Raw genomic sequence first — 25,096 nt, 5'->3', positions numbered from 1 at the left:
AGGGCCCGTAGTAGTCCGAGGCCGGGAAAGCCGGCCGCATGGCGAAGGGGTCCAGTGTGATCGCAGGATCGACAAGCAGTAAGGGAGACACAACCGTGAATGCGGATGTTCCGTGGCCAGCCGATACTCAGGAGGCGTGGGCGCGGGTACTGAGAATGCAGACGAAACTGCACCAATGGGCGACGACCGACCCCGGTCGTCGCTTCGATGATGTGTTCAACCTGGTCTATGACCCCGGGTTCCTCGTTGCGGCGTGGAGCCGGGTGGCGGGCAACAAGGGAGGCCGCACCGCCGGAGTCGACGGAATCGCCCCGCGATCCGTCCCGCCGGAGAAGGTGCACGGGATGCTCGCCGAGCTGCGCGAGAGCGTGAAGCACGGCGAGTTCGTCCCAGAGCGGGTGCGTCAGAAGTCGATCCCGAAAGCGAACGGCAAGGTCCGCAAGCTCGGGATTCCGACGATGACGGACCGGATCGTTCAGGCCTCTTTGAAGCTGGTGCTGGAACCGATCTTCGAGGCCGACTTCCAGCCGTCCTCGTACGGGTTCCGGCCGCGCAGGCGGGCGCAGGACGCGATCGCGGAGATCCACTACTACGCCTCACGTGGCTACGTGCAGGTGTTCGAAGCGGATATCACCGCGTGTTTCGACGAGATCGACCACGACGCGCTCATGCAGCGCGTCAGGGCGCGGGTCGTCGACAAGCGTGTGTTGCGTCTGGTCCGCGGGTTCCTGAGAGCGGGCGTCCTCAGTGAGGACGGCGTGAACAGGGACACGTTCACCGGCACCCCGCAAGGCGGGATCTTGTCGCCACTGCTGGCGAACATCGCCCTGTCCGTGGTGGACGAGCACTTCCAACGCAAGTGGGACATGCTCGGCCCGCAATGGTCGCGCACGAAGCATCAACGCGCCGGGGGCGCGACGATGAAGCTGGTCCGCTACGCGGACGACTTCGTCGTCCTCGTCCGCGGCACCCGCGAGGATGCCGAAGCGCTCTGGGACGAAACAGCCACCGTGCTCGCGCCGATGGGTTTGCGCCTGTCGGTCGAGAAGACGACGGTCACGCACATAGACACCGGGTTCGACTTCCTCGGGTGGCGCATCCAGCGCCGCCGGATCAGAGGTCATGGCGGGAAGACCGCGATCTACACCTACCCGTCACGGAAGTCGCTGGCTTCCATCCGGGACAAGGTGCGGACGCTGACCCGCCGGGCATCCCATCGAACGCTCGCCGACCTGCTGCGCCGCCTCAACCCGGCGCTGCGGGGCTGGTGCGCCTACTTCCAGCACGGCGTGGTCAAACGCGTCTTCACCGTCATCGATCACTTCGCCTTCTGGCGGATCGTGGGCTGGCTGAAGAAGCGGCACCCGAAGCTGAATATGCGCACCCTCGTCAGACGGCACCTGCCCCGGTGGCAGATCCGCGCCGAGGGGATCGAGTTCTTCCGTGCCTGGCAGGTCCCCGTGACCCGCTACCGCTACCGAGGAACCCGCATCCCGAACCCCTGGGCGAGCGTCACGGCGTGATCGCATGGAGAGCCGGATGCTCAGGAATGGGCACGTCCGGTTCGGAGGGCGGCCAGCAGAAACCCACCCGGCGCAAGCCAGACAGGGCGCTGCTGGCCGACCCTACACCGAGCACCGCACCGCGGAGGGGAAGTTGTACTTGTGTGCGGTGAAGGACGTGTTCAGCGGCCGTATCGGGTCAAGCCCCTGGGAGTGGTGTAGCGGTCGGTGATCCTTCGGATGTTGATTTCGGTTAGGCGCTGAGTTCGAGGATGGTGTCGGTCACCTCCTCGGGTCCGGTGTCGGGAACGAGGGCGAGGCGGGACTTGGCGAGGATGTCGAGGCCGAGATAGCGGCGGCCTTCGGCCCATTCGTCGGTCTGCTCGGCGAGGACGGCGCCGACGAGCCGAGTGATCGCATCGCGGTTGGGAAAAATGCCGACGCTGTCCGTGCGGCGGCGGATCTCCCTGTTCAACCTCTCGTTGGGGTTGTTGGACCAGATCTGTTGCCAGAGCCCTTCGGGGAACCCGGTGAACGCGAGGATGTCCGCTCTCGCATTGTCGAGGTGCTCGTGCGCGTCGGGGAGCTTGCCGTCGACGTAGTCCAGCAGCCGGTCGAACTGAGCATGCACGGCGGCCGCGTCGGGCTGGTCGTAGACGGAGTGCAGCATCGCTTTGACCGCCGGCCACATGCTCTTCGGTGTCACGCTCATCAAGTTCGCCGCGTAATGCGTGCGGCATCGCTGCCACGTGGCGCCGGGCAGGTTCGCGGCGGCCGCCTCGACGAGCCCGGCGTGCGCGTCGCTGGTGACCAGGCGCACTCCGGAAAGTCCGCGGGCGACGAGATCGGCGAAGAAGCTGTTCCACGCAGCCCCGGTCTCACTGGTCGCCACGCGCAGCCCAAGGACCTCGCGGCGTCCGTCGGCGTTGACGCCGGTCGCGATCAACACCACGGCACCTATCACCCGGCCACCCTCACGGACCTTCATGGTGAGCGCGTCAGCGGCGACGAACGTGAACGGGCCCGCGTCACCCAGGGGGCGGTGGCGGAACTGGTCGACGTGCTGGTCGAGGTCCGCCGCCATCCGGGACACTTGGGATTTGGAGAGGGAATGGATGCCGAGGGTCTTCACGAGTTTGTCCATCCGCCGGGTGCTGACCCCGGCGAGGTAGCAGTCCGCGATCACGGTGATCAACGCGGACTCCGCGCGTTTGCGGCGCTCGAGCAACCACTCGGGGAAGTAGGTGCCTTGCCGTAGCTTCGGGATCGCGACGTCGATCGTGAATCGCCCCGGGTTTAGTGGAGGGCGAGTTCTCCCAGCGCCGGCTGGTGCTGGGGGTTCATCTCACGGTAGTACTCGTTCTCCTTCTCGACCGGCGTGAGGTATCCGATCGAGGAGTGCAGTCGGCTCTCGTTGAACCAGTGGACCCAGGACAGCGTCGCCAGTTCGAGCTCATCGACGGTGCGGAACGGGCCATCGATCTTCACGCACTCCGTCTTGTAGAGCCCCACGACCGTCTCTGCGAGGGCGTTGTCGAACGAATCACCCACGGTTCCAATCGATGCGATCGCACCGACGTCGGCGAGCCGCTCGGAGTAGCGCAAAGCGGTGTATTGAGCTCCGGCATCGGAATGCTGGATGACGCCGGTGACGTCGTGCCCCGCGCGGTCGCGGATCCAGAGCGCCATCTCCAGCGCGTCCAAGGGCAGGTCGGTGGGCATCCGGTCCATCGTGCGCCACCCCACGATCCGGCGGGAGTAGACGTCGGTCACGAACGCGGTGAACGCCATCCCCGACCACGTTGGAACATACGTGAAGTCGACCACCCAAAGCTCGTTCGGACGATCCGCGCGGAAGCAGCGTTGCACGTGATCCGCGGGCCGGAACGCGGCACCGTCGGCCTTCGTGGTGACAAACTGCTTCCCCCGGCGGATCCCGCGCAGCCCCTGCTGACGCATGAGGCGCTCGACCGTGCAGCGGGCCACGATGACACCTTCACGTTTGAGGAGGCGCCAGATCTTACGAGCGCCACTAATCCCGCGACCGAGCGACCGGTCCCAGAACACCCGTTCGATCTCGAGGATCCACTCCGCATCCCGCACGGCGCGCCGGGACGGTGGGCGCTTCTTGAATGCGTAGTAGCCGGACGGGGCGATCGGCACGCCGTGCTCGGTGAGCACGCGGCAGATCGGCTCGACCCCGAACCGGTCACGATGATCGTCGATGAACTGAACTACCACGGCAGTCGCGGGTCGAGCTCCCGCGCGAAGAACGAGGACGCCGCCAACAGAATCTCGTTGGCACGCTTGAGCTCACGGTTCTCCGCCTCCAGTTGCTTGATCCGAGCAGCATCGCTCGTCGTCGTGCCTGGGCGTTCGCCCGCGTCGATCGACGCCTGCTTGCACCAGCCCCGCAACGTATCCGGGTTCACCCCGACACGCTGCCCGATCCGGGTCACCGCCGCGTTCAGCGACAGCTCCGGATCTTCCTTCCTGGCCTCGGCAACAAGCCGCATCGCACGTTCGCGAAGCTCCGGCGGATACTTCCTCAGTGCTGGCATAGTCATCATCCTCTCGGGGAATCAGACCCTCCATCAAAACCGGGGCGATTCAATCCTTGTCATCGGCAACTAGCGACACGAAACGATCACATAACACCGCCAAAAAGCGCCAAACTCCACAATCGACGCCATCGCGGCGTCCGTACGCACCGCCGCGGGCTCTGCCTTCAACATGGCCGCATCCTCCGTATTCGGCGCGCCCCTCGAATCTGTCAAGCGCGTCGCGTCCACCGACGATGGCTGGTCTGAGGCGCTGGACCAGGCGGGCGATGATGTCCCGGATGCGGCACGCAACGTGACGTTCATGAGTGCGGAATATTTGCAGATCATCCTCCCCAACCAGCTTCACACTCGGGAGCAGTACTTCGCCGCGCGTCGGCCTGGGCGCGGTGTCTCCCTCGACAGGCGGAAGAGGGACGCCGTCTGGTCGGTCGTGCAGGCTTATCGTCAAGCTGCCCGCCGCAATGGCAGCTTGAGCTACGCGGAAATTGCACAGGTAGCGGCCGCCTACCTGAACGCCGCATCCGCAGCGAAGGTTGCCGACCACGTGCTAATCGACGAGGCCCAAGACCTCAGCCCCTCGCAGTGGCAGCTTTTGCGGGCGCTGGTGCCGGATGGGCAGAACGATCTCTTCATTGCGGACGACACGCATCAGCGGATCTATGGGCAGCGTGTGGTTCTGTCCCGGTACGACATCAAGGTCACCGGTAGGTCGCGGCGTCTGACGCTCAACTACCGCACCACTCAGCAGAACCTCGGATACGCGCTCGGGGTGCTTTCTGGAGCTGAGTACGTCGATGCCGAGGAGACCGTGGAGTCAGGTGGAGCGTATCGTTCGTCGCGACGGGGACCCGCTCCGCGGGCGGTGGCCTCGAAGAGTCGGGCGGACCAGGACTCGGCCGTCGAAGCCACCGTCACCGCGTGGCTCGACGAAGGTGCGAAGCCCGAAACAATCGCTGTACTCGCCCGCTCCCAGAAGCTGCGCGATCATGTTGCGCGTCTTTTGAGCGTGGGAGATGTGAAAGCCACTGCGGCCAAAGACGTCGACGACATCGTGGATGGCCGGGTTGTGTGCATGACTATGCACAGCGCGAAGGGAATGGAGTTCTCGCGGGTTCTCCTCTACGACGTGTCCGAGGGCGCAATTCCGAACATGTACTTCTACAAGGACGTTGCTCAGGAAGACATGCCTGACAAGCTTCTGCAGGAGAGGTCGCTGCTGTACGTCGCGGCTAGCCGTGCGCGAGACGAGCTGGTCGTGACGTGGGCCGGCAAGCCGTCCCAGCTGCTGGTCGGCGGGGCTTGATCACCGAGCCTTGGCCGGACCGGGTGCCGTGATGGGCCGCACGTCCACCACGGCTGCTAAAACCAGCTGCGGTCCTCACAGCAGGTGGTTCTTGAAGTTTCCGACACCGGTTCTTGGCGATACACCCGTTACCCTTCTGAATCAGGGAGGGTGCATGACGAATGGTGGTGGGCCGAGATCGAGCGCGCCGAGTCGACCACGACTCCCGGGTCAACGATGAACGCACCCGCGCCGGACGCGCGCCGCGGTCCGACCAAGGGAGGCACCGATTCGTCTGCGGCGACGGACCTGTCACCCGCCGACGCGCCCATGCGCCGCCGAGACTATCGTGCCCTACAGGAACAGGCGCCGTCGGAGATCAAACGATCGCGCCCCCCGAAGCGGCAGCGGCGAGACAACGTGACCGCCGTGCGTGCGCGATGGGGCACGGGCAGCATTCTCTCGATCGCCCTCGCATTGCTGACTTTCGTACTGATCGCCGGCGCGCTCTCGCCATGGTGGCTTCTCCTGCCCGTGGGGATCATTTTCTTCAGCTGGCTGCTGCTCGACCGTCGGCGATCGCTGGAGCCGGTGAGCGCGCGCCCCGCTGATCCGGCACGTCACGCGACAATGATCGCCCAGGTCAAGACATATGCCGCGACGATGGGCATCCCCGCCCCAGACGTCTACGTCAGTCCGTCGCCCGTCGGAAACGCATTCGCAAGTAATGATCGCGCAGGCGGCTACATCTGTGTGTTCCAAGGCGCGATCGACGCTCTCACCGAGGATGAGCTCAGCGCGGTCGTCGCTCACGAAGTGGGTCACATCAAGAACCGTGATGTCGCGTACATGCTCTTCTTCGACGCGGTGCGTCGCTCGCTGATGGTGATCTTCTTCTTCTTCGCTGTGGGCTGCGCCCTGGCCTTGTCAGCCGGCGCGCGACGACGCGACGACGCCGAGGCCGGAGCAGCCTTCGGGGCGGGGCTCGTGGCTGTCGGCTCGGGCGCCGCATACCTCCTTATCTGTGCCGGGCAACGCTCGCGCGAGTATGCGGCCGACCGACTCTGTGCCGAGTCCCATCCGGACCCCCTCGCTCTGGGGCGGGCGCTCGAAAAGCTGGCGAGGGTGGGCGAACGATGGGAGGTTGGGACCGTTCCCGTAACGGTGGCCGCCAGATGCATCGTCCCACCCTATGCATCCGCCTTCTACTCAGGACTGGTTACGAGCCATCCGAGCACCGCGAAGCGGATTGCGAGACTTGAACGACTCGTCGGCCCCGCCCAAGCGGAACAGAGCAGACGGTCGGCAGCGGTCGCTCAGTGGGAACGTGAAGCCGCAGACCATCAGAGCGCCGTGGAGTTCGCCCGGACGGTGCAACCCCAACCCCTCCCGTCCGCACTCCCCTTCACACCGGCTCGCGGCGAACAATTGTGGGTGTCGATGCCCGCACTGCGAATCTCGCCCAAAACCGTTCGAGGCGAGACCGGTCTGACGGCGGGAGAAATCGGCGCTTTCCTCCTGACGACAGAGCGTGCGGTTTTCACCGGGCCAACCGGCAAAGTCGAATGGCTCTGGGCGAAAACCTACGACACGACGTGGATCGCGGGTGCGAACGGAGGCAGGATTCTGCTGATCGCCGTTCAGAACCGACAGCGTCACAGCGGGGTCTGGGTGCACCGTCGCGACGCTGCGAGGCTGGAGGCATTCCTCGACCTTGCTCTCGCCGAACAGAGCGGATCTCGGGCGCGCCTCGTTGCCAGTCTCGAGCGCGGACTCACCGACCACATTGGACGGCGCCCGCTCGCCCTTCCGTCACACGTGACGCATCAGCGATAGGGACTTCGTGACTATCGATCCCCGACTGAGCGAGGCCCGACTCGCGTCGTCTGCGTGGCGCCTCATCGGCAGCATCTTGAGCGCGTATCCCTTGCTCACGGTGAGTCTTCTCGTCGAGCCGGACGGCTCCGCCACCCTCGCCGTGCACGATGATCCGAATGGCGCGGCACTGTTCTTCGATGACGAGGACGGTCCGGTTTGGCGCGACGCCTATGGCGGGATCACAGCGGTCAGCTGGAACGAGCTCGAGGCCGACGGACTTTCCAAGCTCGTCGCTTCCGCTGGCTCCGCGGCCTGGACGGCCGCCGGGGACGGGCTTCATACCGCCAGGTCCGCCGTTTACTCATTCATCAGCGCCGTCGTCGCGCCTCGCGACATCGAGGAGTCCGATGGCCACGAGTGGTCCGTAACGACCGCCAAGTTCGTTACGGAAGAGAGTGACCCACACTCTGCCTATTCTCTCGGCGAGCAGTTCCCTACGCTCGAGCCGACGATCGATTGGCACGCCCAAGGTCTTGTCGCGACGGCCCGCCGTGCCGGCCGCCGGGGCCAGGAAGGGCTCTGGCACGAGCCGCTTTGGCTGATCCTCCGCGACGGGGAGCCCGCGATCGTGGCTGACGAGGGCGGACGCATCCACTTTCCCAGCGACGAACGTCACGTCCGAGACCCGCTGCTTGACGATGCACGTTCAGACGAGACGGAACCGGAGTCGCTTGCCGACGCCGTGGCTGTGCTCGTCCGATCCGTCGAACAGAGGCGATCTGCCGAGTCGTTCGACCTTTTCGAGCTCCTGGAGCTGTTCGGCGGTCGGGATCTACGCCCGATCGCCGGAAGCCCGGCATCCCTGCTCGCCGCGACCGCGCGGTGCGGCGTCGGCCGATTACGCAGAGAAATCGAGAATCGGTCGCCTACCCGTAGGTGAAAAGTGGTCCGAATCTGCCGACGTTGCCGACCTGATACCCGCCGGCCGTATCCGACATCCAGTGGTCCGGCTCGGGCAGGTTGAGTAGCCCTAGCGCCCTGACGTACTCGTGGCTGATCCGCTCGCGGGTCTCCGCGTCGAGATCATCCAGACGGCTCGGGTTGGCGTTGTCCGCAATTGCGGCGTACGCGACCGCGAGCGCGACAGGATCGCTGCGGATCCTTTCGTAGTAGTCATCCGCTTCGCCTTTCCGGCGCGTCAGCACACGGACGACATCGATGACCTCGGGATGCACCCCGGCCAACGAGAGCACCTCCTCGGAGATGTCGGTGGTCTCGAGGACGGCGTGGAGCCAGGCGGCGCAATGCTGCAACGTTTCCGTCATCGGGTCGAACCCGGAAGCGACCCTCGCGGCGTGATGGATGAAGCGCTCGCCGTATTCGCGGCGCCTTCGGTGTGCGATCACGGCGACCGCTTGCGCCCGAGACACCTGCTCGACGCGGCCCGGTTCATCGAGCGAGACAAAAGGACCGTGACTCCAGCCCTCCTGCATGACCGCCGTCATGCGCGATCCAGCAGGTACGCGGAGACGCTGTCCCAGTCCGGGAATTCGGCGGATCCGAAAGCGATCAGCTCACCCTCGAAGCGATCCGCTCCATTGTGGCCCGGACGGTCGTCGACGAGGAACTCACCGCGATTCAGATGCTTGTGATGCGACAGGATCAGGCGTTTGTACGCGGGACCGTCGGCGTCGACGCCGAGGTACCTCTGTACCCAGCCGATCTTGTCGCTCCACGCCGTCGGATTGTGCCACGGCGCCGTCGAGAGGATGTAGGTGTCATACACCTCAGAAAGCGCATGAAATGAGTCGATAGCGCCCGGCATCGGATCCATCAGACCGAAGACACCGGGAATGTCATCCTCATGTCCCACGAAGTCGCGCGCCAGCGCGTCGGGCATGCGAGCGAGTCCTGAGCTGAAATCCACCAGGGTGTTGTCCATGTCGACGTACAGAACCTTCTTCGTCATTCCGCTCCCGCTTCCGCTTCCGCTCGACGTGGCAGACATATTCGGGAGCATAGACGATGGTCACTTTCCTAGAGCCTGATCGTCGCCCGCTCGCCCCTAGGTCGCGGGCGCTCGCCTCTTCACGAGGACGTTCGACTCGCCGCGCCGAAATGTCTGAACCAACCGATAGCGTGAGCCCGTGAGCCACGACCCCATCGATGTGACGACCGACTTCCAAGAGGACTCCGGTCGCCGGGATCCAGACCTGTACAGCCCGCTTCTGCAGAGCTATCACCAGCGGTTGTGGAGCAAGCCACTCCCGAACGGACAGGTCTTCGACCTCACACCAGAGAAGGTCGGTGCCGCGCGCGTGCTCAGGCATCGGTCTGCCCTCGGGGACTTCGTTCTTTCGAGCGACACCCTCGCCAACTCGAGCCGAGGCGCCTTGCCGGCTTTCTATGCCGCCATGGGTACCGAATCGAACCAGCTCTGGCATCTGCGCGGCGGCGCGATCGGCGGGCGGCTCGTTTTTCCGCGTAATCGAGTAGACGGCAAGCAGACCATCAATCAGGCGCGCGGAACTCATCCGCGCATCCGTGACCGATTCGATCTCACCCTGGAAGCGATACGGCGCCACTACGCGGGCGAACCCCATCCCTTGAGTGGAACGTTCGCGACATATAGCGGTTTCTTCAGTTTGTTCGGCAGTTTTGCCGGGTACGTGGAATTTTTCTTGCTGCAGGATCTCGTCGAAGACGGGACCGTGAAGTTCTACGGGCCGTTCGACGAATTCACCGGACCCGTGCTGCCCAGCACGCTTCCCTCCTACGAGGAATTTCGGAACCGTCAGCTTGAATTCGTCGCCGCGCGAAACCAGCGCATACTCGCGCGTGTCCGCCGCGAGATTTCAACCGAGAGAGAGCCGGAAACCCCGTGATGTTCTTCAGGGCGAAGGTCCTGTTGTGGCCCATCCTTCTCGTCAGCGTTCTTTTCTTGGCGGCTACCGTTGCAGCCTTCGGGTTCGGAGGAATGAACGCCCTGGCGCTCGGTCCACTTTTCGGCAGCAATACCGAGGAGAGGAACTCGCAGCTCGTTCAGTCCGTCAAGCAGCAGGAGGAAGTTGCACTCGTCAGTCTGGGTATCGAAGGCATCGTCGACCGCGCGGAGAGCGGCACCGTTTTCGGTGTGGCGATACCGGGAACCGAGCGGGTCACATTCATCCGGTACGCATTCGAGGCGAAGTTGGGGATCGACGGCGGCGATGTGGATATCGAGCAGACAGGCGAAAACTCTTTCACGGTGTCGATTCCTGCTTTCGTCTTCATTGGTTACGACGAGCCGAGCTTTGAAGTCGCCGCGGAAAACAATGGCGTGCTCAGCTGGACCACCCCCGGGATCGACAAGCTCGAGATGGTTAACCGCATCCTGGACGCGGAGGAACAGCGCGATTACCTCGCCAAGTACGAGGAAACCCTGACGGCCTCAGCTCGAGATTTTTACTCGCGCATCATCGCCAGCGTCGACCCGGCGATCACCGTCAAGTTCGAGTTCACCAAATGACCTCGCAGCGGCAGCGCCACTGGCGCAATGCACGCGGTCATGAGGCTGGTGACGGTGCGGGTCTCGTGAAGGCGAGAGCCTCCGGGCTTCGCCACCGCCCAATGTGTGCAGTTTTTGGAGTATCCCCTCTTCGCCAGGCTGGTTGTGAGTCAGTTCACGATCGGTAGGGGGTGCGGGGTGTCGATCACTCCGGGGTTCACGACGGCGGAGATCCGCGAGCTCGTGCATGAGTATCAGCTGGTGGCGCATGGGCAGAAGGCGGCGTGGCTGGCGGAGCGTGGGTTGCGGTATCACCATGTGATCAAGTGGCGGAAGGCGGTGTTCGGCGGGAACCTCGACCGCGGGCTGGTGCCCAGGCAGGCTAGGGGGATGACGTTGCCCCCGAAACAGCGCACGGAGTTGGCGAAGCAGCGCGCCGCGGAACGCGCCGAGCACGAGGCCGAGACGGAGAGGCTGCAGGCGCGGATCCGTGAGCTTGAGGAGACCAACGCCGCGCTGGGAAAAGCTATCGGGCTCTTGCATCAGATGAACGAGCAAGAGCCCGACGCGCTCCAGCCGAAGACCGGTCGGTCTGGTTCCTCGACATCGACAACGCCCTCGTCGGAGAGCTGACCGCCGCGACCGGATCGCAGCGTCAGGCGCTGCAGATCGCGGGCCTGTCGCGGTCCACGTGGCATTACCGTCGCAGCCCGCGGCCCGGCGTGACCAATCCGATCCCGCAGAAGGACCGGGCGTATCCGTCTCGCATCGACCAGGCCGACAGGGATCAGATCGCGGAGCTGATCACCGCCGGCTGGGTCGAGGGCGTCTCCGTCGATCACACGTTCGCGGACGCCTGGGACGCCGGGGTGATGCTCGGCTCCCGCCGCTCCTGGTGGCGTGTCGCCGCAGACATCGAGGATCAGTCCATCCGCCCGGTCGCCCCGACACGCAGAGGCAGCACGAGACCGCCGCGCGAGGCACCGGTGCTGGAAGCGACCGGCCCCGGGCAGGTCTGGAGTTGGGACATCACCGACCTGCGCTCCCCGTGGCGAGGTGTCGCGTTCAAGGCGTACTCGATCATCGATATCTACTCCCGCAAGCTCGTCGGCTGGCGGGTCGAAGACCGCGAAGCAGACCACCTCGCCGTCGAGATGTTCCGCGCCGCGATCGCCCGCGAGGGCAGACCCGACGTCGTGCACGCGGACTCCGGGCCGGCAATGCGGTCCACCGTCCTGAAGGACTACCTCGGCAAGTTGAAGGTCACACAGACGCACAACCGGCCCCGGGTCTCCAACGACAACCCGTACTCGGAGTCGGAGTTCCGCACCATGAAGTATCGACCGAACTACCCCGGCACGTTCGAGGACCTCGAGCAGGCCAGAGCGTTCATGGCCTGGTACGTGCCCTGGTACAACGCCGAGCACAAACACTCCGGGATCGCCCTGTTCTCACCCGACGAGGTCCACGACGGCACCTGGGAACAAGCCTGGGGAAGGCGCGAGCAGACACAGCTGGCCTACTACCAGCAGCATCCCGAACGATTCCGACGCCGCCCGACCACCCCGCTGCCCGCGGGCATCGTCGGCATCAACCTGCCCAAGACCGACACCGAACCACAGCCCGAACGACTCCAGGCAGCTTGACAGCGCCCGATCGGGGACATAAGTGGGACAAGTTGAACCGGAATCTCGCTCTCGTCCGACCGTCAAGACCGCTCTGAGCATGAGAAAAGCCCGGAAACTGGCGAGAGTTTCCGGGCTTCCCAGTGCACCCCCTCGGACTTGAACCGAGAACCCACTGATTAAGAGTCAGTTGCTCTGCCGATTGAGCTAGAGGTGCAAAGGGAACGCCCGGGTGGAGCCGGGCGAACCGAGGGTCAACGTTACCATCATGATGACGCTCACCGCCAATCGAGACAGGGGTCGCCGGTATCCTTTACCGTGTGACCTTCCCCGCCGGTTCGACTCCCCCGCTCGCGTCCGAGTCCCCGGCCGTCATCGCCTCGGCGTCGACGTCGCGCGCCGACGATCTCGCCCTCGCCCTGCGACTGGCGGATGCTGCCGCCGCAGCATCGATGGCCCGTTTCGACGCCGCCGACCTCGACATCCGCACCAAGGCCGATTCGTCGCCCGTGACCGAGGCCGATCTCGCCACCGAGCGCGCGATCCGAGACATCCTGTCCCTGGAACGGCCCGGCGACGGCGTCTTCGGCGAGGAGTTCGGCACGACCGGAGATGCCGCCCGGCAGTGGATCATCGACCCGATCGACGGCACCGCGAACTACATGCGCGGCATCCCGATGTGGGGCAACCTCATCGCGCTGGCGGTCGAGGGTCGCCCTGTCGTGGGCGTCGTCGGGGTTCCGGGCATCGGGCGACGCTGGTGGGCGGCCGAGGGTCTCGGCGCGTTCACGAACACCCCCGACGGCGGCGAACGCCGCCTGCGGGTGTCGGATGTCGACGACATCGCCGAGGCCAGCGCGAGTTTTCAGAGCATCGGCCAGTGGGATGACGCGGGGCGGCTCGACGCCCTGATCGCTCTGACCCGCGCGGTGCGCCGCGACCGCGGCTACGGCGATGTCTGGCCCTACATGCTGCTCGCCGAAGGGCGGCTCGAGTTCGTCGCCGAGTTCGACGTGAAGGAGTACGACATCGCCGCCGTGGTGCCCATCGTCACCGAGGCGGGCGGACGATTCACCTCGTTCGACGGCGACGACACGCTCGCCGCCCGCTCCTCGCTCGCCACGAACGGCGTGCTGCACGAGGCGTTCCTCGATCTGCTGCATTCCGCCCCGACGCCGGCCACCGCCTGATGCCCCGTCTGTCCTGGCCCTCCCGCTCCCCGCGGCGGCGCGCCGTGTCGGGCCTCGCCGTGGGCGCGCTCGCGCTCACCCTCGCGGCCTGTGCCGGCGAATCGACGCCGCCCTCGGCATCCACCGCTCCCGAGCCGAGCGCGACGGCCACCGCCGCCCCGGCCTCCCCCAGCCCCGCACCCACCGTCGATGCGGCGGCCGTGACCTGCGAGTCGCTGATTCCCGCCGACCTCATCGACACCTTCACCGCCGCGGGATGGACGGTGCGCGACGACCCGTTCCGCGTGGCCGACATCGAGCTCGAGAGCGGGCACTGGTGCACGTGGGGAGATTTCGCCGGCGCGGCCAGCGACAACGTGCAGATCTACGGGTGGGCGCCCATCGACGAGGAGACCGCCGCAGAGACCCAGTCGGCGCTGGTCTCGGACGGCTGGGTGCGCGAGGAGGAGGACGCGGTCGTCTTCATCACCGAGAATCCCGACACCACCGTGTCGACCGACGCGCAGGGCTACGGCATGACGCTGCAGTTCGGCGAGGGATGGGTCACGGTCTCCGACACCAAGGAGGGGCTGCTCGTCATCGTGCTGCCCACTCCCTGACCGGCCTCCTTCGGTCGCCACAACAGGAGATGCGCCGAGAACAGGCAGATCGGCGTCCGATCCTCCTATCCCCGGCGCATGTCCTGTTCTGGGCACCGCCGGCACCGACGGCGCTGCGCGAGAGACGGGATGCTGCGGCCTATGCCGCGACGCGCGCCGCTCCCGCGACCTCGGCCGTCTTTCCGGCCGCCGCGCGACCGAGCCCGCGATAGTCCCAGCCGGCCGCGCGCCAGGCATCGGCGGGCAGGCAGTTGCGCGCGTCGATCACGACGGGGCGCGAGACGAGCGCCGCGATCTCCACGGGGTCGGCGGTGCGGAACTCGTTCCACTCCGTCAGCACCAGCACGACGTCGGCGTCCCTGACCGCGTCGGCCGTCGAGCCTGCGTACGACAGGGTCGGGAACAGCTTCTTGGCCGTGGCGCCGGCCTCGGGGTCGTAGACGCTCACGTGCGCGCCGCGCAGGTGCAGCGCGGCGGCGACGTTGAGCGCGGGAGAGTCGCGCACGTCGTCGGTGTCGGGTTTGAAGGCCGCGCCGAGCACCGCGATCCGCGCGTTCAGCACGGATCCCCCGGCGCCCTCGGTCGCGAGGTCGATGACCCGCTGGCGCTGTTCCATGTTGATCTCGTCGACCTGCTGCATGAGCCCGACGGCCGAGTAGGCACCCAGCTCCCCCGCGCGGTGCATGAGGGCACGGATGTCCTTGGGCAGGCATCCCCCGCCGAAGCCCAGTCCGGCGTTGAGGAACTTGCGCCCGATGCGGGCGTCGTAGCCGATCGCGTCCGCCAGCACCCCGACATCCGCGCCCGCCTTCTCGCACAGACCCGCGATCGCGTTGATGAACGAGATCTTCGTGGCGAGGAACGCATTGGCGCTGACCTTGACGAGCTCCGCCGTGGGCAGGTCGCACGTCACGACCGGTGCGCCGTGCGCGATCGCGGGGGCGTAGAGACGGCGCAGGCGCTCCTCGGCCCAGGGGCCGGCGCCCCCGATGACGATGCGGTCCGGACGCAGGGTGTCTTCGACGGCGAGTCCCTCGCGCAGGAACTCGGGGTTCCACACCAGCTCGGCGTGCACCGAGGCGGGCGCCGCCTCGGCGATGATGCCGCGCAGCCGCTCACCGGTGCCGACGGGCACGGTCGACTTTCCGACGATCAGGGCGTCGTGCGTGAGGTTCTCGGCGACCGCCCGCGTGGCGGCATCCACGAATCGCAGATCGGCGGCATGGCTCGACGCCTTCTGCGGGGTGCCGACGCAGATGAAGTGCACATCGCTGACCGCGATCGCCGAGGGCAGGTCGGTGGTGAAGCGCAGGCGGCCCGTCGCGACGTGTGTGGCGATGAGTTCGGGAAGCCCCGGTTCGAAGAAGGGCACCTCGCCGCGCTCGAGGGCGGCGACCTTGGCGGGGTCGGTGTCGATGCCGATGACGTCGAACCCCATCTCGGCCATCGCGGCGGCGTGGGTGGCACCGAGGTATCCGGTGCCGACGACGCTGACGCGCAGCGGCTGATCGGCGCCGTCTTCGGGCAGCGGCGGGGCGGGCTGGAGAGCGGGGCGGGAGTTCTTCACGGGATGCTCCTTACGAGGTGGGATGCTGTCGGTGTCGGTGTCGGCCGTCGGAGGCTCAATACGGGATCAAAGCGAAGTTTCCGGCGGGATCAGCGAGTCCGTCCTGGAACGCCTGGCGCGTGTCGGCCCGGGAGTCGATGCGCCAGTCGTTGGTGACGCGCTCACCGTTGCTGATCGTCGTGACGGCCAGGTTGAACCAGGAGAAGCCGATGATGTCGGCGTTCTCGGGCCGGGTGAAGGCATCGAAGAGGTCGGTGACCCACTCGACCTTGTGCGCACCGATCTCGGACGCGCCGATCTCGGTGAGGATGATCGGCTTGTCGCTGATCTGGCGCAGCTGCTCGAGTGTGCGACCGAAGGTGTAGTCGAACGTCCACGTCTGCCCTTCGTCGTACGACCAGGTCTGCGAGGCCTTGTCGAACCTCGGGCGCAGATACCCGGAGACACCCACCCAGTCGACGTATTCGTCGCCGGGGTAGAGCGCTGCCAGGAACTCGACCGACTTGTTGCGGGCAGGCAGGTTGTTGACGATGTTCGGCGACCAGGTCCAGATGACGAACTGGTTGGCGCCTTCGGCTTCGAAGATGTCGTGCACGTGACGCCACATGGCGACGAAATCGCCCGGGCTGTTGCCGTTGAGGGAGGTGCCGTCGCTCTTGGTCTCGGCCCAGGGGTACCAGGTGCCGTTCATCTCGTGGTCGAGGCGGATCGCCAATGGCAGCCCGGTGGTGACGATGTCGCGCGCGTACTGCCGGAGGTAGTCGTCGAAGGCTCCGGCGACGCCGTTCTCGGGGTCTCCGATGATGCGCGGGAGCGAGTAGTCGGGCTCGACGACGACGTCGTTCTGGGCGGCGATCGGCCGCGATTCCCACGTCAGCATGGGCACGAGGCCCCGCTCCCAGGAACGCGTCACGGCGTCGCCTCGGAAGGGCTCGTCCCACCCGCCGAAGTACCCCACCATGCCCTGGCGGCTGCCGGCCTTCATCGCGGCGTCGTCGAACGTCGCGAAGTTGAACGGTGCCTGCGTGGTGTACATGCCGAAGTAGCGCTGATTCGGACTGATGAGGGTCTCGATCGCGGGCGCGGTCACCGCCGCCGGAACCGGGGCGGGCGCCGGCGTCGAGGGCGCCGCGGGGCGCGGCTGGGCCGGCGAGTCGCGGTAGACCACGACCGTGTCGGGACCCGACACCTCGCCTCCGTCGTCGGGCACCGGCTCGGGCGTGGGGGTGGGGGTCGGCGTGGGCGTGGCGGTCGGCGTCGGGCTCGGGGATGCGGCGGCCTTCTTCGCAGCGGACCGGGCGCGCTCCGCGCTCGCCTCCGCGGCGGCGAGCTCCTCACGCAGCGCCTCGTTCTCGGCGACGCTGGCGGCGAGCTGCTGGTCGACCGTCACGAAGGGATCGGCCGCGCCGGGGCTGGCCCAGACCGCAGCGCCGGTGACGACGAGGGCGACGACCAGCAGGCCTCCGCCGAGCGCCGCTCTCTTTCCCGCGGCGGGCGTGTCCGCCCACCAGTTCTTGTGTGACCTAGACAATGAGGAACGCCTCCAGAGCGAAGATGGTGAAGCCGATGACGTAGGGCCAGGCCGCCTTCGGGTTGAGGCGTCGGCGCGGGGCGGCGGCCGGCGCCGTCTCCGTCTTGCGGGTCATCGTGCGGGTCGAGCTGCGGGTGAGCAGGGTCGTGCCGGTCGTGGGGCCCGCGACGCGGTCGTCCGCCAGAGGTCCGAAGAGCTCGTCCACGCCGTCCGTCGACGCGCCGGCGCGCATCGGAGAATCGAACCCGTCGAGCTCCCGGTGCAGACGCTCGCTCTCGGGGTCGGTCCCACCGGCGGCCGCCTCCGTGACCGGAGCATCGCCGCCGGCGTACGCGCCGGCTCGCGTGCCCCAGCCCGCGGCGTGCCCCATGCGGAAGAACCCGATCAGGCGGATCGGCATCAGGAAGGCGGTGGAGACGATGATGAAGACCGGCAGCCTGAGGAAGTCGCCGGGCTTCTCGGCGAGGTGGCGCAGCTGGCGGATCGCCATGCTCAGCACCGACGAGACCACGATGAGGGCGATGACCCAGATCAGGCCCGATCCGAAGCCGAACTCTTCGAGGATCGCCTCGTAGAAGTTGTATCCCTCGCCGATTGCGGCGCGGTAGATCCATCCCCCGATGACACCGGCGAGCAGGAACGGCAGCACGATGTCCATCGCCATGAACACCGCGAGCATGGGAGCGTGTCCCAGCATCCACGGCATCATCCGCAGGGTGTTGTACTGGCTGCCGCGAGCCCAGCGCAGCTGCTGCTTGAACAGCTTCTTCACCTTCAGGGGAGCGTCGGTGTAGACGAGGCTCGTGTGCTGGTAGACGGTGCGGTAGCCCTCTTTGAGTGTCAGATTGGTCAGGGTGCGGTCGTCGGAGATCTCGAGGAAAACCCCCATGAACTTCTCGGTCATGAATTTCTCCATGACCCGCATCAGGATGCTGCGCCGGAACGCGATCGTGCGCCCGGGAAGGCAGCCCACCTGGCCGAGCACGCTCTGCGCGGGCATCGCGTACAGCGAGCGCGAGTTCTCGAGCCAGTCCGCCCAGCGGGTGATCCACGAACGCTCGGGCTCGAGGATCCGCTGTCGCGTCGTGACTCCGCCCACACGGCTGTCCGCGAAGGGCTTGATGAGCTCCTCGAGGGTGCCGGGCATCCAGACCGTGTCGGAGTCGACGAGGATCGAGATGTCGTACGTCGACATCTCGACACCCACGCGTACCGCGTTGCGTTTGCCGGCGATCGGCGTGTGCACCCAGTGCACCTGCGGCGCGAACTCGGCGCAGACACCCTCCAGCGCGAGGTTGCGGGCGCCGTTGATGACCACGATGATCTCGTCGGGCTTCTGCTCCACGATGCGGCGCAGGACGTCACGGAAGAGATCCAGAGGTTCGTCGACGACCGGGATGATCACGCTCGTGCCGATGGCGTAGGGCTCGGTGTACGGGCGGTAGCGCTGGCTGAGCAGCAGCTTCGTGAGCCACAGCCCCCAGATGAGCAGTGAGTACACCGCGAACAGGTAGAGCTCGGGGTACCCCCCGAGCATGTGCCGCACCTGCAGCAGGAAGATGAACATCCGCACCCCTCGTGTGATCGATGGCCTTGTGGGTCCCGCGACGCTGGGGGTTGTGAAGTTGACTCGAGTGTGACCCCGCCGGGGCGCATGCAAAGACCGTCCGACCAGGATTCACAGGACCGTAACCCTGCCCGCTCGTCCACCGTCCGGCGGACAGGCCCGATATATCTCGCAGGCCGGGCGGCCCTTTCCGAGCGATCGGTGGTCTCGCGCTTTCACGGCGTTCCCAGCAAGGCTTCATCTGTTCGTCATCGAGGCGCTCCGAGCCGGAAACAGTCCCTGACTAGGGTCTGTCGTCCTTTTGGGGGACAGCATCCCTCCCCTTCGGGGGACACTGTCCCCCGGGCGGCGGACACGGGCGGACGGCCGGATCCCGAGCCTCGGGCGGGCCCGCGATGCGGTCGATCGACCCTCGACCCCCGGCGGCGGCCGTACCATGAGAGCGCTCATCGTCGAGCGAAGGGACGGGCCCATGAAGATCCCCACCACCGCCACCGTCGTCGAGTACGACAATCCGGGCGAACCGGACGTGCTCGTCCTCCGGGAGCGGGATCTGCGGCCACCCGGAACCGACGAGGTCGTGATCGAAGTCGTCACCGCCGGCATCAGCCACATCGACGCCCTCCTCCGCGCGGGCCGGGAGCAGGAGTGGGGCGAGGAGTTCCCCCGGCGCTCCGGCAGCGATTTCGCGGGCATCGTCCTGGCGTGCGGGTCCGGCGTGAAAGGGTGGGCACCGGGCACGGAGGTGGTGGGTCACCTTCGCTCGGGCGCGCAGGCGACGAACCTCACGGTGAGCACGGCGGCGCTGGTCCGTCGCCCACGCACGGTGCCGTGGGAGGTCGCGGGTGGGCTGTACCTGGCCGCCGCGACCGCTCTCGAGACCCTCGACTCCCTGTCGATCGGCTCAGGCGACGCCGTCGTGATCTCCGCCGCCGCGGGTGGGGTGGGAAGCGTGGAGGCGCAGATCGCGGCGCACCTCGGCGCGCGGGTCATCGGCACGTGCGGCGACCGCAACTTCGACTATCTGCGCCAGCTCGGGATCATCCCGATCCGATACGGCGAGGGCATCGCCGACCGGATTCGCAAGGCGGCGCCCCAGGGGGTGACCGCGTTCATCGACAACTTCGGACAGGACGGCCGCGAGGTGGCGGAGGAACTGGGTGTTCCGGCATCCCGCTTCCGTTCGAGCGCGGACAGACGCGACGTCGAGCTGGCGCTGCTGCGCGACGACCCCGAATCGATGGCGCACGGCACCGCCCTCCTCGAGCGGGCCGTCGCCCTCGCCGCACGTCGAGCGTTCACCCTGCTGATCTCCGGCTTCTACCCGCTCGGCCGGGTCGCCGACGCCTATGCCGACCTGCAGCGCCTGCATTCGCGGGGCAAGGTGGTCTTGGGCACGCACCCGGTGAACCCGTTCCCGATCATCAAGGCCCGCGACGTCGTCGAGTCGCGGCGTTGAGGGTTCGCGTCAGCGCAGCGCCCGCCGCCCGGAGCCACCCGCACGCGGCAGAGGACGAGGCCCTGCCCACCGCGCCGTGACGGCCATCAGCCCCTCGAGGATCTCGATCGATCCCCCGAGCGTCCTCTCGGTCACGTAGCCCACCGGCACCTCATCGACCAACTGCCCGTCGCGCGGACCACCGGCCAGGAGGAAGATCATGCACCCCACGGTATGGTGGCGCCCCTGTGCGGTCGATGGGGTTGCGGCCGAGGGCCCGAGACGTTAGCCGTCGACCTCAGCCCCCGACAGGTAGTTAGGCGTCCTAAGCAGATCTGGTTAGGCGTGCAGGCCGTGTACTCTGATTTTGTGGGCAGACTCGTTTATGGCGCCATGGCGCAATCGTTCGACATCGACGATCGAGCCCTCGCGCACCTGCGTATCGTCCTGAGCAACAAGATGCGTCGGGCCGAGCCTTTTTTCCTGCATCTTCCCACGAGCGACGGCTCAGGACACCGCAGCGTGTGGATCCATCCGGCCGTTCCGATGACCCTGCACTTCTTCGGCAGTCGCACGCCGACCATCAACCGGCACTGGGTCGACGCACTCATGGACGACGCGAGCGGGCCCCACGGACTCGCACTCGGCCCCGAGCCGGCAGAGGTCTGACCTACGCGCACTCCCGCTCGACGGCATCCGTGATCATGTCGAGGAAGCGGGCTATCTCGGCCGCCGCGTCCGGCGAGAGCTCTTCTGCGAGATCCCGGATACGGGCGGTGAGCGGATCGAGTCGATCGATGTCGGTCGACCGGTCGAAGGGCACGACGAGCTTGCTGCGGCGATCCTGCGGATGAGGCTCGAAAGCGATCATGCCTCCCGCGTGCAGCCTGTCGAGGATCGCCGACACCGACGGGGACGAGATGCCCAGGTACTCGGCGATCCCCCGCGGCGTCGCCGCGTCGCCCGCGTCTGCACGCTCGAGGATGAATCGCATCGCGGCACGCGCATTCTCACTGGGACCGCACTCCGTCTGCCGGCGGCGCGCGAGCCGGGATTCGGCGAGTCGCAGGCGCTCCATCGAACGCGCCGCGTCCAGGGTGAGCTCTTCGGTGCGCATCATCGCTCCTGTTCGCCGGGACGCACCCCCGAGAGCCGGGCGCGTGAGGCCCCAGTCTAGTTAGCTCGCCAACCGAGACATCCGCCGCTCACACTCGTGTGGACGGGAGACCTCCCTCACGTCGAGGGGATCTCCGGGAGCCGAGCCTCGTGCGCCCGCGCGGGCGTGCCGGCGCGCACGAGCACGACACCCGCGACCAGCACCGCACCCCCCAGCAGCTGCACCGGCGTCGGCGTCTCGCCGAGGATCATCCAGGCGAACACGACCGCGAAGAGCACCTCCGACAGACCGACGAAAGAGGCCACCCGCGACCCCACCTGGGTGACAGCGACGACGCCGAGGCTGTACGCGAGGGCCGTCGCGATGACCACGACCCACCCCAGAGGCACGAACCACGCGACAGTCGCGCCGGCGAGCTGCACATCGGCCGTGGACGCGGTGAAGGGCATCACTCCCACGACGCAGAGCAGTGCCGAGATCACGGATCCCACCGCGAGACCCGCGGCCGCCAGCGTCAGCGGGGGAAGATCGTCGCCCGCCCGCTCCGAGAGCACGAAGTACGCCCCCATCGACACGGCCGCGCCGAGCGCGAAGAGGATCCCGAGCGCGTCCACCGACGCGCCGCCGAGATCGATCACCAGCACCAGACCCGCCAGGCTCACCGCCGACCCCGCGAGCACGCGGCCGCCCGGTGCTCGCCGCGTGCGGGCCCATGCCCAGACGACCAGCAGGACCGGCGCCAGATACTGCACCAGGAGCGCGACCGCGACCGGCATGCGCTGCAGCGCGGAGAGATAGAACACCTGGCACCCCACCGCTCCCGTGAGCGCGAAGCCGAGGATGATCCATCCGTGGCGGTGGAACAGGCGCGGATCGCGACGGAGGGCGATGATGAGCACGGGCAGCAGCACGACCGCCGCGCCCGACATCCTCATCGTGGCGGCCGCACCCGTCGACCAGCCCGACTCGACGAGCGCCTTCAGAAACGGTCCGCTCGAGGCGAACGCCAGGGCCGAGGCGAGGCCGGTCAGCACGCCGAGCGAGCGGGCGGGAGTGTGCGGCGCGATGATCGGCGCGGCGAGGGTCTGAGCCACGGGCGGGTCCCACTGTCATGAGTCACATGCAATTACACTGGTGACAGTAGCGCCCGCCTCGTCAGGAGTCAATATGGTCTTCGCCCATGACACAGAAGTCGCCCTCCGCGCCGCCGCCGATCTCGTGAACACCCATCCCGATGCCGCCGACGACCACGTGGATCGCCTCTCCTCGATCGAGGACGCCGCCGACTTCCTCGACACCCACCGCTACTCCGGCGCGGTCCGTCGCGACGAGACCGAACTCGCGCAGCTCCGCGACATCCGCCGGCCGCTGCTCGATCTCTGGGGCGTCGACCGCGACGGCGCCGTGCCCCTCGTCAATGCGCTCCTGCGCGCGGGCGGCGCGCTCCCCCAGCTCGTGATCCACGACGACTACGACTGGCACATCCACGCCGCGGCCGACGACGAGCCTCTCGCGACACGTATCCTCGTCGAGACGGCCATGGCGTTCGTCGACGTCATCCGCGCGGACGAGTACAGCCGCGTGCGCGAGTGCTCCGCCGACGACTGCCGGGCGGTCTACATCGACTTCTCGCGCAACGGCTCCAAGCGCTACTGCGACACCGGCAACTGCGGCAATCGCATGAACGTCAACGCGTATCGTCGCCGGCAGGCACGTCAGGCTCCGCGAGGAAGCGCCTGATCGCCTCGGCGGCCGGCGCGGGCGTTTCGTAATGGATGAGGTGCCCGACCCCGTCGATCTCTACCAGCCGTGCATCGACGAACGTCCCGGCGAGCGCGCGCTGCGCCGCGATCGGGGTGATGTCGTCGCGCTCGGCGGCCACGAGCAGGGTCGGCTGACGGATCTCGTGGGCGAACTCGCTGACGTCGTGTGACACCGAGGCGACGAACGCGTCGTGAAGCACATCGCGATCCGCGAAGCGCGAGAAGTATGCGTCGTGCTGACCGTGGATGAAGGAGCGCAGCTCGGGGTCGCGGGTCTTGGCCATCGAGACGCTCATGATCCGCACGATCAGACGATTGCGCAGCAGCGCTTCGCCAAGGGGTCGGGGCAGCTGCGCGCCCGCCCAGTAGTAGAAGATCGCAAGGCGCGTGAGGATGCCGCGGGGTCCCTCAAGGGCCGGCGCGCCGATCGGGTTCACGAGCACGACGCGCGGGGCACCCAGACCGCGCGCAAGCGCTGCGGCGACGACGATCGACCCGAAGGAGTGACCGAGGATCACCGCGCCGGGCGCGGTGGCGGCGACGAACTGCCCGAGCCAGCGGGCGTAGGCGTCGAGATCATGGACGGTGTCCGGCAGAGGGGCGCTCTCGCCGAATCCCGGGAGGTCCGGCGAGATCACGCGCACTCCCGGCAGATGTGCGACGACCGGCTCGAGCCCGTGGTGCTCGCCGCGGAATCCGTGCACGGCGATGACCGTGACCTCGGATCCGGGGTCTCCGTACTCCCAGTAGGCGGTCATCCCGCCGCCGACGGCGACGTCGCGTCGCACGACCGGGATCCGTGCGAGCGCGGCAGCGTAGGGATCGGCGGGAGGCACTCCCCGAGTCTACGTTCACCTCCCGGAGCGCCTCGCCGGGGATGTCGGGGCCTGCCCATAGCGTGGGGACATGGTGCAGGCCGAGCCCCTCTTCGGAGACGAGTTCCTCCTCCCGGGTCCCCCCGCGTGGTGCCGGACGCTGGGTGTATTCGACCTCGAGACCACCGGGGTGGATGTCGAGGTCGATCGCATCGTCAGCGCGCACGTCGGCGTGGTCGGGCCCGGCGGCGCCGTGATCGAGCACGCCTCATGGCTGGCCGACCCGGGCATCGAGATCCCCGAGGGGGCGACGGCCGTGCACGGGATCACCACCGCGCATGCACGGAAGCACGGACGCCCTGCGCGCGAGGTGGTCGGTGAGATCGTCAACCGCCTGCGCGATCTGTTCACCGCCGGCATCCCCGTCGTCGCCTACAACGCCCCGTTCGATTTCTCGATGCTCAAGTACGAGGCACAGCGCTTGGGCATCGCCCCGATCCTCTCCCCCGCTCCCGTGATCGACCCGCTCGTCGTCGACAAGACGTTCGACCGGTATCGCCGCGGCAAGCGCACCCTCGACGCCGTCGCGGCGCACTACGAGGTTCTGCTCGAGGCCGCGCACGATGCGTCGGCCGATGCGATCGCCGCCGGCCGCGTGGCGCAGGCGATCGCGGCTCGGTTCGCCGATCGACTGCCCGCCACGGGAGCCGAGCTGCACACCCGTCAGATCGCGTGGGCGCGTGCGCAGGCAGAGAGCCTGTCGGAGTACTTCATCCGCATCGGCCGGCTCGATCCCGCCGAGAGCCTCGACGGATCCTGGCCCATCCGGTGATCTGCACGCCCCGCCGCACGCGAGGCATGACGAAGGGCCCCGCGACACGCGCGGGGCCCTTCGTCGAACGGCTTACTTACCGAAGTTCTTGAAGCGCTGGTTGAACTTCTCGACGCGACCGGCCGAGTCCATGATGCGCTGCTTGCCCGTGTAGAACGGGTGCGAAGCCGACGAGATCTCGACGTCGATGACGGGGTACTCGACGCCGTCGAGCTCGATCTTCTTATCGCTGCCGACCGTCGAACGGGTCAGAAAGGTCTCGCCCGACGCGAGGTCGCGGAACACGACGGCCTTGTACTCGGGGTGGATGTCAGTCTTCATGCGGAATCCTTGTGGCGGTTGCTTACGTGGGAGAGAAGTCCGTGGCGCGAAGGCACCAAGGGCCAATTCTAACAGATG

General features: G+C 67.1%; 25 protein-coding genes, 1 tRNA gene, 1 pseudogene and 1 other annotated feature. Of the genes and pseudogenes, 14 read left to right on the top strand and 13 right to left on the bottom strand.

Annotated features, from left to right (window positions below):
• Positions 1–155: 155 nt before the first annotated feature.
• Positions 156–1,523: a group II intron reverse transcriptase/maturase gene (gene ltrA, locus AB2L57_RS09065; protein WP_267189910.1), complete on the top strand. Its 1,368-nt coding sequence runs from the start codon at positions 156–158 to the stop codon at positions 1,521–1,523.
• 232 nt (positions 1,524–1,755) lie between these two features.
• Here the strand turns inward: ltrA and AB2L57_RS09060 are convergent.
• Both AB2L57_RS09060 and AB2L57_RS09055 read right to left on the bottom strand, forming a co-directional pair.
• A pseudogene (locus AB2L57_RS09060) lies at positions 1,756–2,784 on the bottom strand (IS256 family transposase); the annotation flags it as partial.
• A 14-nt stretch (positions 2,785–2,798) separates the two neighbouring features.
• A protein-coding gene (locus AB2L57_RS09055) for an IS3 family transposase (protein WP_409046870.1) occupies positions 2,799–4,063 on the bottom strand; the annotation gives its coding sequence in 2 pieces (ribosomal slippage) (positions 2,799–3,772 and positions 3,772–4,063; 1,266 coding nt in all).
• Positions 3,651–3,779 (bottom strand) — a sequence feature (AL1L pseudoknot). (Overlaps the previous gene by 129 nt.)
• 172 nt (positions 4,064–4,235) lie before the next feature.
• On the opposite strand from AB2L57_RS09055, the gene AB2L57_RS09050 reads away from it, so the two are divergent.
• The 3 genes from AB2L57_RS09050 (at position 4,236) to AB2L57_RS09040 (ending at position 8,106) form a co-directional block, all read left to right on the top strand.
• Entirely contained in the window at positions 4,236–5,369 is a 1,134-nt protein-coding gene (locus AB2L57_RS09050) for a 3'-5' exonuclease (RefSeq protein WP_409046869.1), read from the top strand.
• Positions 5,370–5,768: 399 nt separating this feature from the next.
• Positions 5,769–7,184 (top strand): M48 family metallopeptidase, encoded by a 1,416-nt coding sequence (locus tag AB2L57_RS09045; RefSeq protein ID WP_409046868.1) that lies wholly within the window; start codon positions 5,769–5,771, stop codon positions 7,182–7,184.
• Positions 7,185–7,191: 7 nt separating this feature from the next.
• A complete protein-coding gene (locus AB2L57_RS09040; RefSeq protein WP_409046867.1) occupies positions 7,192–8,106 on the top strand; it encodes a hypothetical protein in 915 nt (304 codons plus the stop codon).
• On the opposite strand, the gene AB2L57_RS09035 is transcribed toward AB2L57_RS09040, so the two are convergent.
• Both AB2L57_RS09035 and AB2L57_RS09030 read right to left on the bottom strand, forming a co-directional pair.
• Entirely contained in the window at positions 8,093–8,671 is a 579-nt protein-coding gene (locus tag AB2L57_RS09035) for a phosphohydrolase (RefSeq protein WP_409046866.1), read from the bottom strand. The two genes, AB2L57_RS09040 and AB2L57_RS09035, sit on opposite strands and share 14 nt — an antisense overlap.
• Positions 8,668–9,108: a 5' nucleotidase, NT5C type gene (locus AB2L57_RS09030; protein ID WP_409046865.1), complete on the bottom strand. Its 441-nt coding sequence runs from the start codon at positions 9,106–9,108 to the stop codon at positions 8,668–8,670. Before AB2L57_RS09030 ends, AB2L57_RS09035 begins: the two co-directional genes overlap by 4 nt.
• Positions 9,109–9,313: 205 nt before the next feature.
• Here AB2L57_RS09030 and AB2L57_RS09025 point away from each other — a divergent pair, with 205 nt between their 5' ends.
• From AB2L57_RS09025 to AB2L57_RS09010, 4 genes are all read left to right on the top strand, one after another.
• Positions 9,314–10,051: a DUF6994 family protein gene (locus AB2L57_RS09025; RefSeq protein WP_409046864.1), complete on the top strand. Its 738-nt coding sequence runs from the start codon at positions 9,314–9,316 to the stop codon at positions 10,049–10,051.
• On the top strand, positions 10,048–10,674 hold the full coding sequence (locus tag AB2L57_RS09020) for a hypothetical protein (protein ID WP_409046863.1): 627 nt from the start codon (positions 10,048–10,050) through the stop codon (positions 10,672–10,674). Before AB2L57_RS09025 ends, AB2L57_RS09020 begins: the two co-directional genes overlap by 4 nt.
• A 114-nt stretch (positions 10,675–10,788) precedes the next feature.
• Positions 10,789–11,286 (top strand): hypothetical protein, encoded by a 498-nt coding sequence (locus tag AB2L57_RS09015; protein WP_409046862.1) that lies wholly within the window; start codon positions 10,789–10,791, stop codon positions 11,284–11,286.
• 89 nt (positions 11,287–11,375) lie between these two features.
• Positions 11,376–12,299, top strand: coding sequence for a transposase (locus AB2L57_RS09010; protein ID WP_409046861.1), 924 nt, complete (start codon positions 11,376–11,378; stop codon positions 12,297–12,299).
• Between the two features lie 123 nt (positions 12,300–12,422).
• Here AB2L57_RS09010 and AB2L57_RS09005 read toward each other — a convergent pair.
• Positions 12,423–12,495 (bottom strand) — tRNA-Lys (locus AB2L57_RS09005).
• Positions 12,496–12,652: 157 nt separating this feature from the next.
• On the opposite strand from AB2L57_RS09005, the gene AB2L57_RS09000 reads away from it, so the two are divergent.
• Positions 12,653–13,468 carry an inositol monophosphatase family protein gene (locus AB2L57_RS09000; RefSeq protein ID WP_292812071.1) on the top strand — a complete coding sequence of 272 codons (816 nt, stop codon included), beginning with the start codon at positions 12,653–12,655 and terminating at the stop codon, positions 13,466–13,468.
• A 44-nt stretch (positions 13,469–13,512) separates the two neighbouring features.
• Positions 13,513–14,067, top strand: a complete 555-nt coding sequence (locus AB2L57_RS08995) for a hypothetical protein (protein WP_292812032.1) — start codon at positions 13,513–13,515, stop codon at positions 14,065–14,067.
• Between the two features lie 139 nt (positions 14,068–14,206).
• On the opposite strand, the gene AB2L57_RS08990 is transcribed toward AB2L57_RS08995, so the two are convergent.
• The 3 genes from AB2L57_RS08990 to AB2L57_RS08980 all read right to left on the bottom strand — a co-directional run bounded on the left by AB2L57_RS08990 (position 14,207) and on the right by AB2L57_RS08980 (position 18,732).
• The gene (locus AB2L57_RS08990; RefSeq protein ID WP_292812069.1) at positions 14,207–15,568 is read right to left on the bottom strand and encodes a UDP-glucose/GDP-mannose dehydrogenase family protein; all 1,362 of its coding nucleotides are present in this window, start codon (positions 15,566–15,568) and stop codon (positions 14,207–14,209) included.
• A gap of 121 nt (positions 15,569–15,689) precedes the next feature.
• The gene (locus AB2L57_RS08985; protein WP_409046860.1) at positions 15,690–17,165 is read right to left on the bottom strand and encodes a glycoside hydrolase family 26 protein; all 1,476 of its coding nucleotides are present in this window, start codon (positions 17,163–17,165) and stop codon (positions 15,690–15,692) included.
• Positions 17,158–18,732: a glycosyltransferase family 2 protein gene (locus AB2L57_RS08980; RefSeq protein WP_409046859.1), complete on the bottom strand. Its 1,575-nt coding sequence runs from the start codon at positions 18,730–18,732 to the stop codon at positions 17,158–17,160. The genes AB2L57_RS08985 and AB2L57_RS08980 overlap by 8 nt, the downstream gene beginning before the upstream one ends.
• 472 nt (positions 18,733–19,204) lie before the next feature.
• On the opposite strand from AB2L57_RS08980, the gene AB2L57_RS08975 reads away from it, so the two are divergent.
• Positions 19,205–20,191: an NADP-dependent oxidoreductase gene (locus AB2L57_RS08975; protein ID WP_409046858.1), complete on the top strand. Its 987-nt coding sequence runs from the start codon at positions 19,205–19,207 to the stop codon at positions 20,189–20,191.
• A 9-nt stretch (positions 20,192–20,200) separates the two neighbouring features.
• On the opposite strand, the gene AB2L57_RS08970 is transcribed toward AB2L57_RS08975, so the two are convergent.
• Positions 20,201–20,392, bottom strand: a complete 192-nt coding sequence (locus AB2L57_RS08970; RefSeq protein ID WP_292811394.1) for a hypothetical protein — start codon at positions 20,390–20,392, stop codon at positions 20,201–20,203.
• A 171-nt stretch (positions 20,393–20,563) separates the two neighbouring features.
• On the opposite strand from AB2L57_RS08970, the gene AB2L57_RS08965 reads away from it, so the two are divergent.
• Positions 20,564–20,839 (top strand): ATP-dependent DNA ligase, encoded by a 276-nt coding sequence (locus tag AB2L57_RS08965; RefSeq protein ID WP_292811392.1) that lies wholly within the window; start codon positions 20,564–20,566, stop codon positions 20,837–20,839.
• 1 nt (position 20,840) lies between these two features.
• On the opposite strand, the gene AB2L57_RS08960 is transcribed toward AB2L57_RS08965, so the two are convergent.
• Positions 20,841–21,290 carry a MarR family winged helix-turn-helix transcriptional regulator gene (locus tag AB2L57_RS08960; RefSeq protein ID WP_292811390.1) on the bottom strand — a complete coding sequence of 150 codons (450 nt, stop codon included), beginning with the start codon at positions 21,288–21,290 and terminating at the stop codon, positions 20,841–20,843.
• Between the two features lie 113 nt (positions 21,291–21,403).
• Positions 21,404–22,381, bottom strand: a complete 978-nt coding sequence (locus tag AB2L57_RS08955) for an EamA family transporter (RefSeq protein ID WP_409046857.1) — start codon at positions 22,379–22,381, stop codon at positions 21,404–21,406.
• Between the two features lie 73 nt (positions 22,382–22,454).
• Here AB2L57_RS08955 and AB2L57_RS08950 point away from each other — a divergent pair, with 73 nt between their 5' ends.
• Positions 22,455–23,027 (top strand): CGNR zinc finger domain-containing protein, encoded by a 573-nt coding sequence (locus AB2L57_RS08950; protein WP_292811385.1) that lies wholly within the window; start codon positions 22,455–22,457, stop codon positions 23,025–23,027.
• On the opposite strand, the gene AB2L57_RS08945 is transcribed toward AB2L57_RS08950, so the two are convergent.
• Positions 22,975–23,886: an alpha/beta fold hydrolase gene (locus tag AB2L57_RS08945; protein WP_292811383.1), complete on the bottom strand. Its 912-nt coding sequence runs from the start codon at positions 23,884–23,886 to the stop codon at positions 22,975–22,977. The two genes, AB2L57_RS08950 and AB2L57_RS08945, sit on opposite strands and share 53 nt — an antisense overlap.
• A gap of 70 nt (positions 23,887–23,956) precedes the next feature.
• Between AB2L57_RS08945 and AB2L57_RS08940 the strand changes: the two genes are divergently transcribed.
• Positions 23,957–24,697: an exonuclease domain-containing protein gene (locus AB2L57_RS08940; protein WP_292811381.1), complete on the top strand. Its 741-nt coding sequence runs from the start codon at positions 23,957–23,959 to the stop codon at positions 24,695–24,697.
• A gap of 72 nt (positions 24,698–24,769) precedes the next feature.
• On the opposite strand, the gene AB2L57_RS08935 is transcribed toward AB2L57_RS08940, so the two are convergent.
• Positions 24,770–25,018 (bottom strand): type B 50S ribosomal protein L31, encoded by a 249-nt coding sequence (locus AB2L57_RS08935; protein ID WP_292811379.1) that lies wholly within the window; start codon positions 25,016–25,018, stop codon positions 24,770–24,772.
• Between the last annotated feature and the right edge of the window lie 78 nt (positions 25,019–25,096).

The sequence above is a fragment of the Microbacterium sp. HA-8 genome (assembly GCF_046111165.1).
In the GTDB taxonomy this organism is placed as follows: Bacteria; Actinomycetota; Actinomycetes; order Actinomycetales; family Microbacteriaceae; genus Microbacterium.
Note: the sequence above shows the minus strand (reverse complement) of the source record. Positions and strands in the feature narration are given on the sequence as shown.

What these genes read in the sequence shown, in the direction of transcription:
- AB2L57_RS09030 (WP_409046865.1), bottom strand. Translation starts at nt 9,108, where the DNA reads ATGGACAACACCCTGGTGGATTTCAGCTCAGGACTCGCTCGCATGCCC.
- AB2L57_RS09050 (WP_409046869.1), top strand. Translation starts at nt 4,236, where the DNA reads ATGGCCGCATCCTCCGTATTCGGCGCGCCCCTCGAATCTGTCAAGCGC.
- AB2L57_RS08980 (WP_409046859.1), bottom strand. Translation starts at nt 18,732, where the DNA reads ATGTTCATCTTCCTGCTGCAGGTGCGGCACATGCTCGGGGGGTACCCC.
- ltrA (WP_267189910.1), top strand. Translation starts at nt 156, where the DNA reads ATGCAGACGAAACTGCACCAATGGGCGACGACCGACCCCGGTCGTCGC.
- AB2L57_RS09035 (WP_409046866.1), bottom strand. Translation starts at nt 8,671, where the DNA reads ATGACGGCGGTCATGCAGGAGGGCTGGAGTCACGGTCCTTTTGTCTCG.
- AB2L57_RS08970 (WP_292811394.1), bottom strand. Translation starts at nt 20,392, where the DNA reads ATGATCTTCCTCCTGGCCGGTGGTCCGCGCGACGGGCAGTTGGTCGAT.
- AB2L57_RS08965 (WP_292811392.1), top strand. Translation starts at nt 20,564, where the DNA reads ATGGCGCAATCGTTCGACATCGACGATCGAGCCCTCGCGCACCTGCGT.
- AB2L57_RS08950 (WP_292811385.1), top strand. Translation starts at nt 22,455, where the DNA reads ATGGTCTTCGCCCATGACACAGAAGTCGCCCTCCGCGCCGCCGCCGAT.
- AB2L57_RS08975 (WP_409046858.1), top strand. Translation starts at nt 19,205, where the DNA reads ATGAAGATCCCCACCACCGCCACCGTCGTCGAGTACGACAATCCGGGC.
- AB2L57_RS08960 (WP_292811390.1), bottom strand. Translation starts at nt 21,290, where the DNA reads ATGATGCGCACCGAAGAGCTCACCCTGGACGCGGCGCGTTCGATGGAG.
- AB2L57_RS08935 (WP_292811379.1), bottom strand. Translation starts at nt 25,018, where the DNA reads ATGAAGACTGACATCCACCCCGAGTACAAGGCCGTCGTGTTCCGCGAC.
- AB2L57_RS08940 (WP_292811381.1), top strand. Translation starts at nt 23,957, where the DNA reads ATGGTGCAGGCCGAGCCCCTCTTCGGAGACGAGTTCCTCCTCCCGGGT.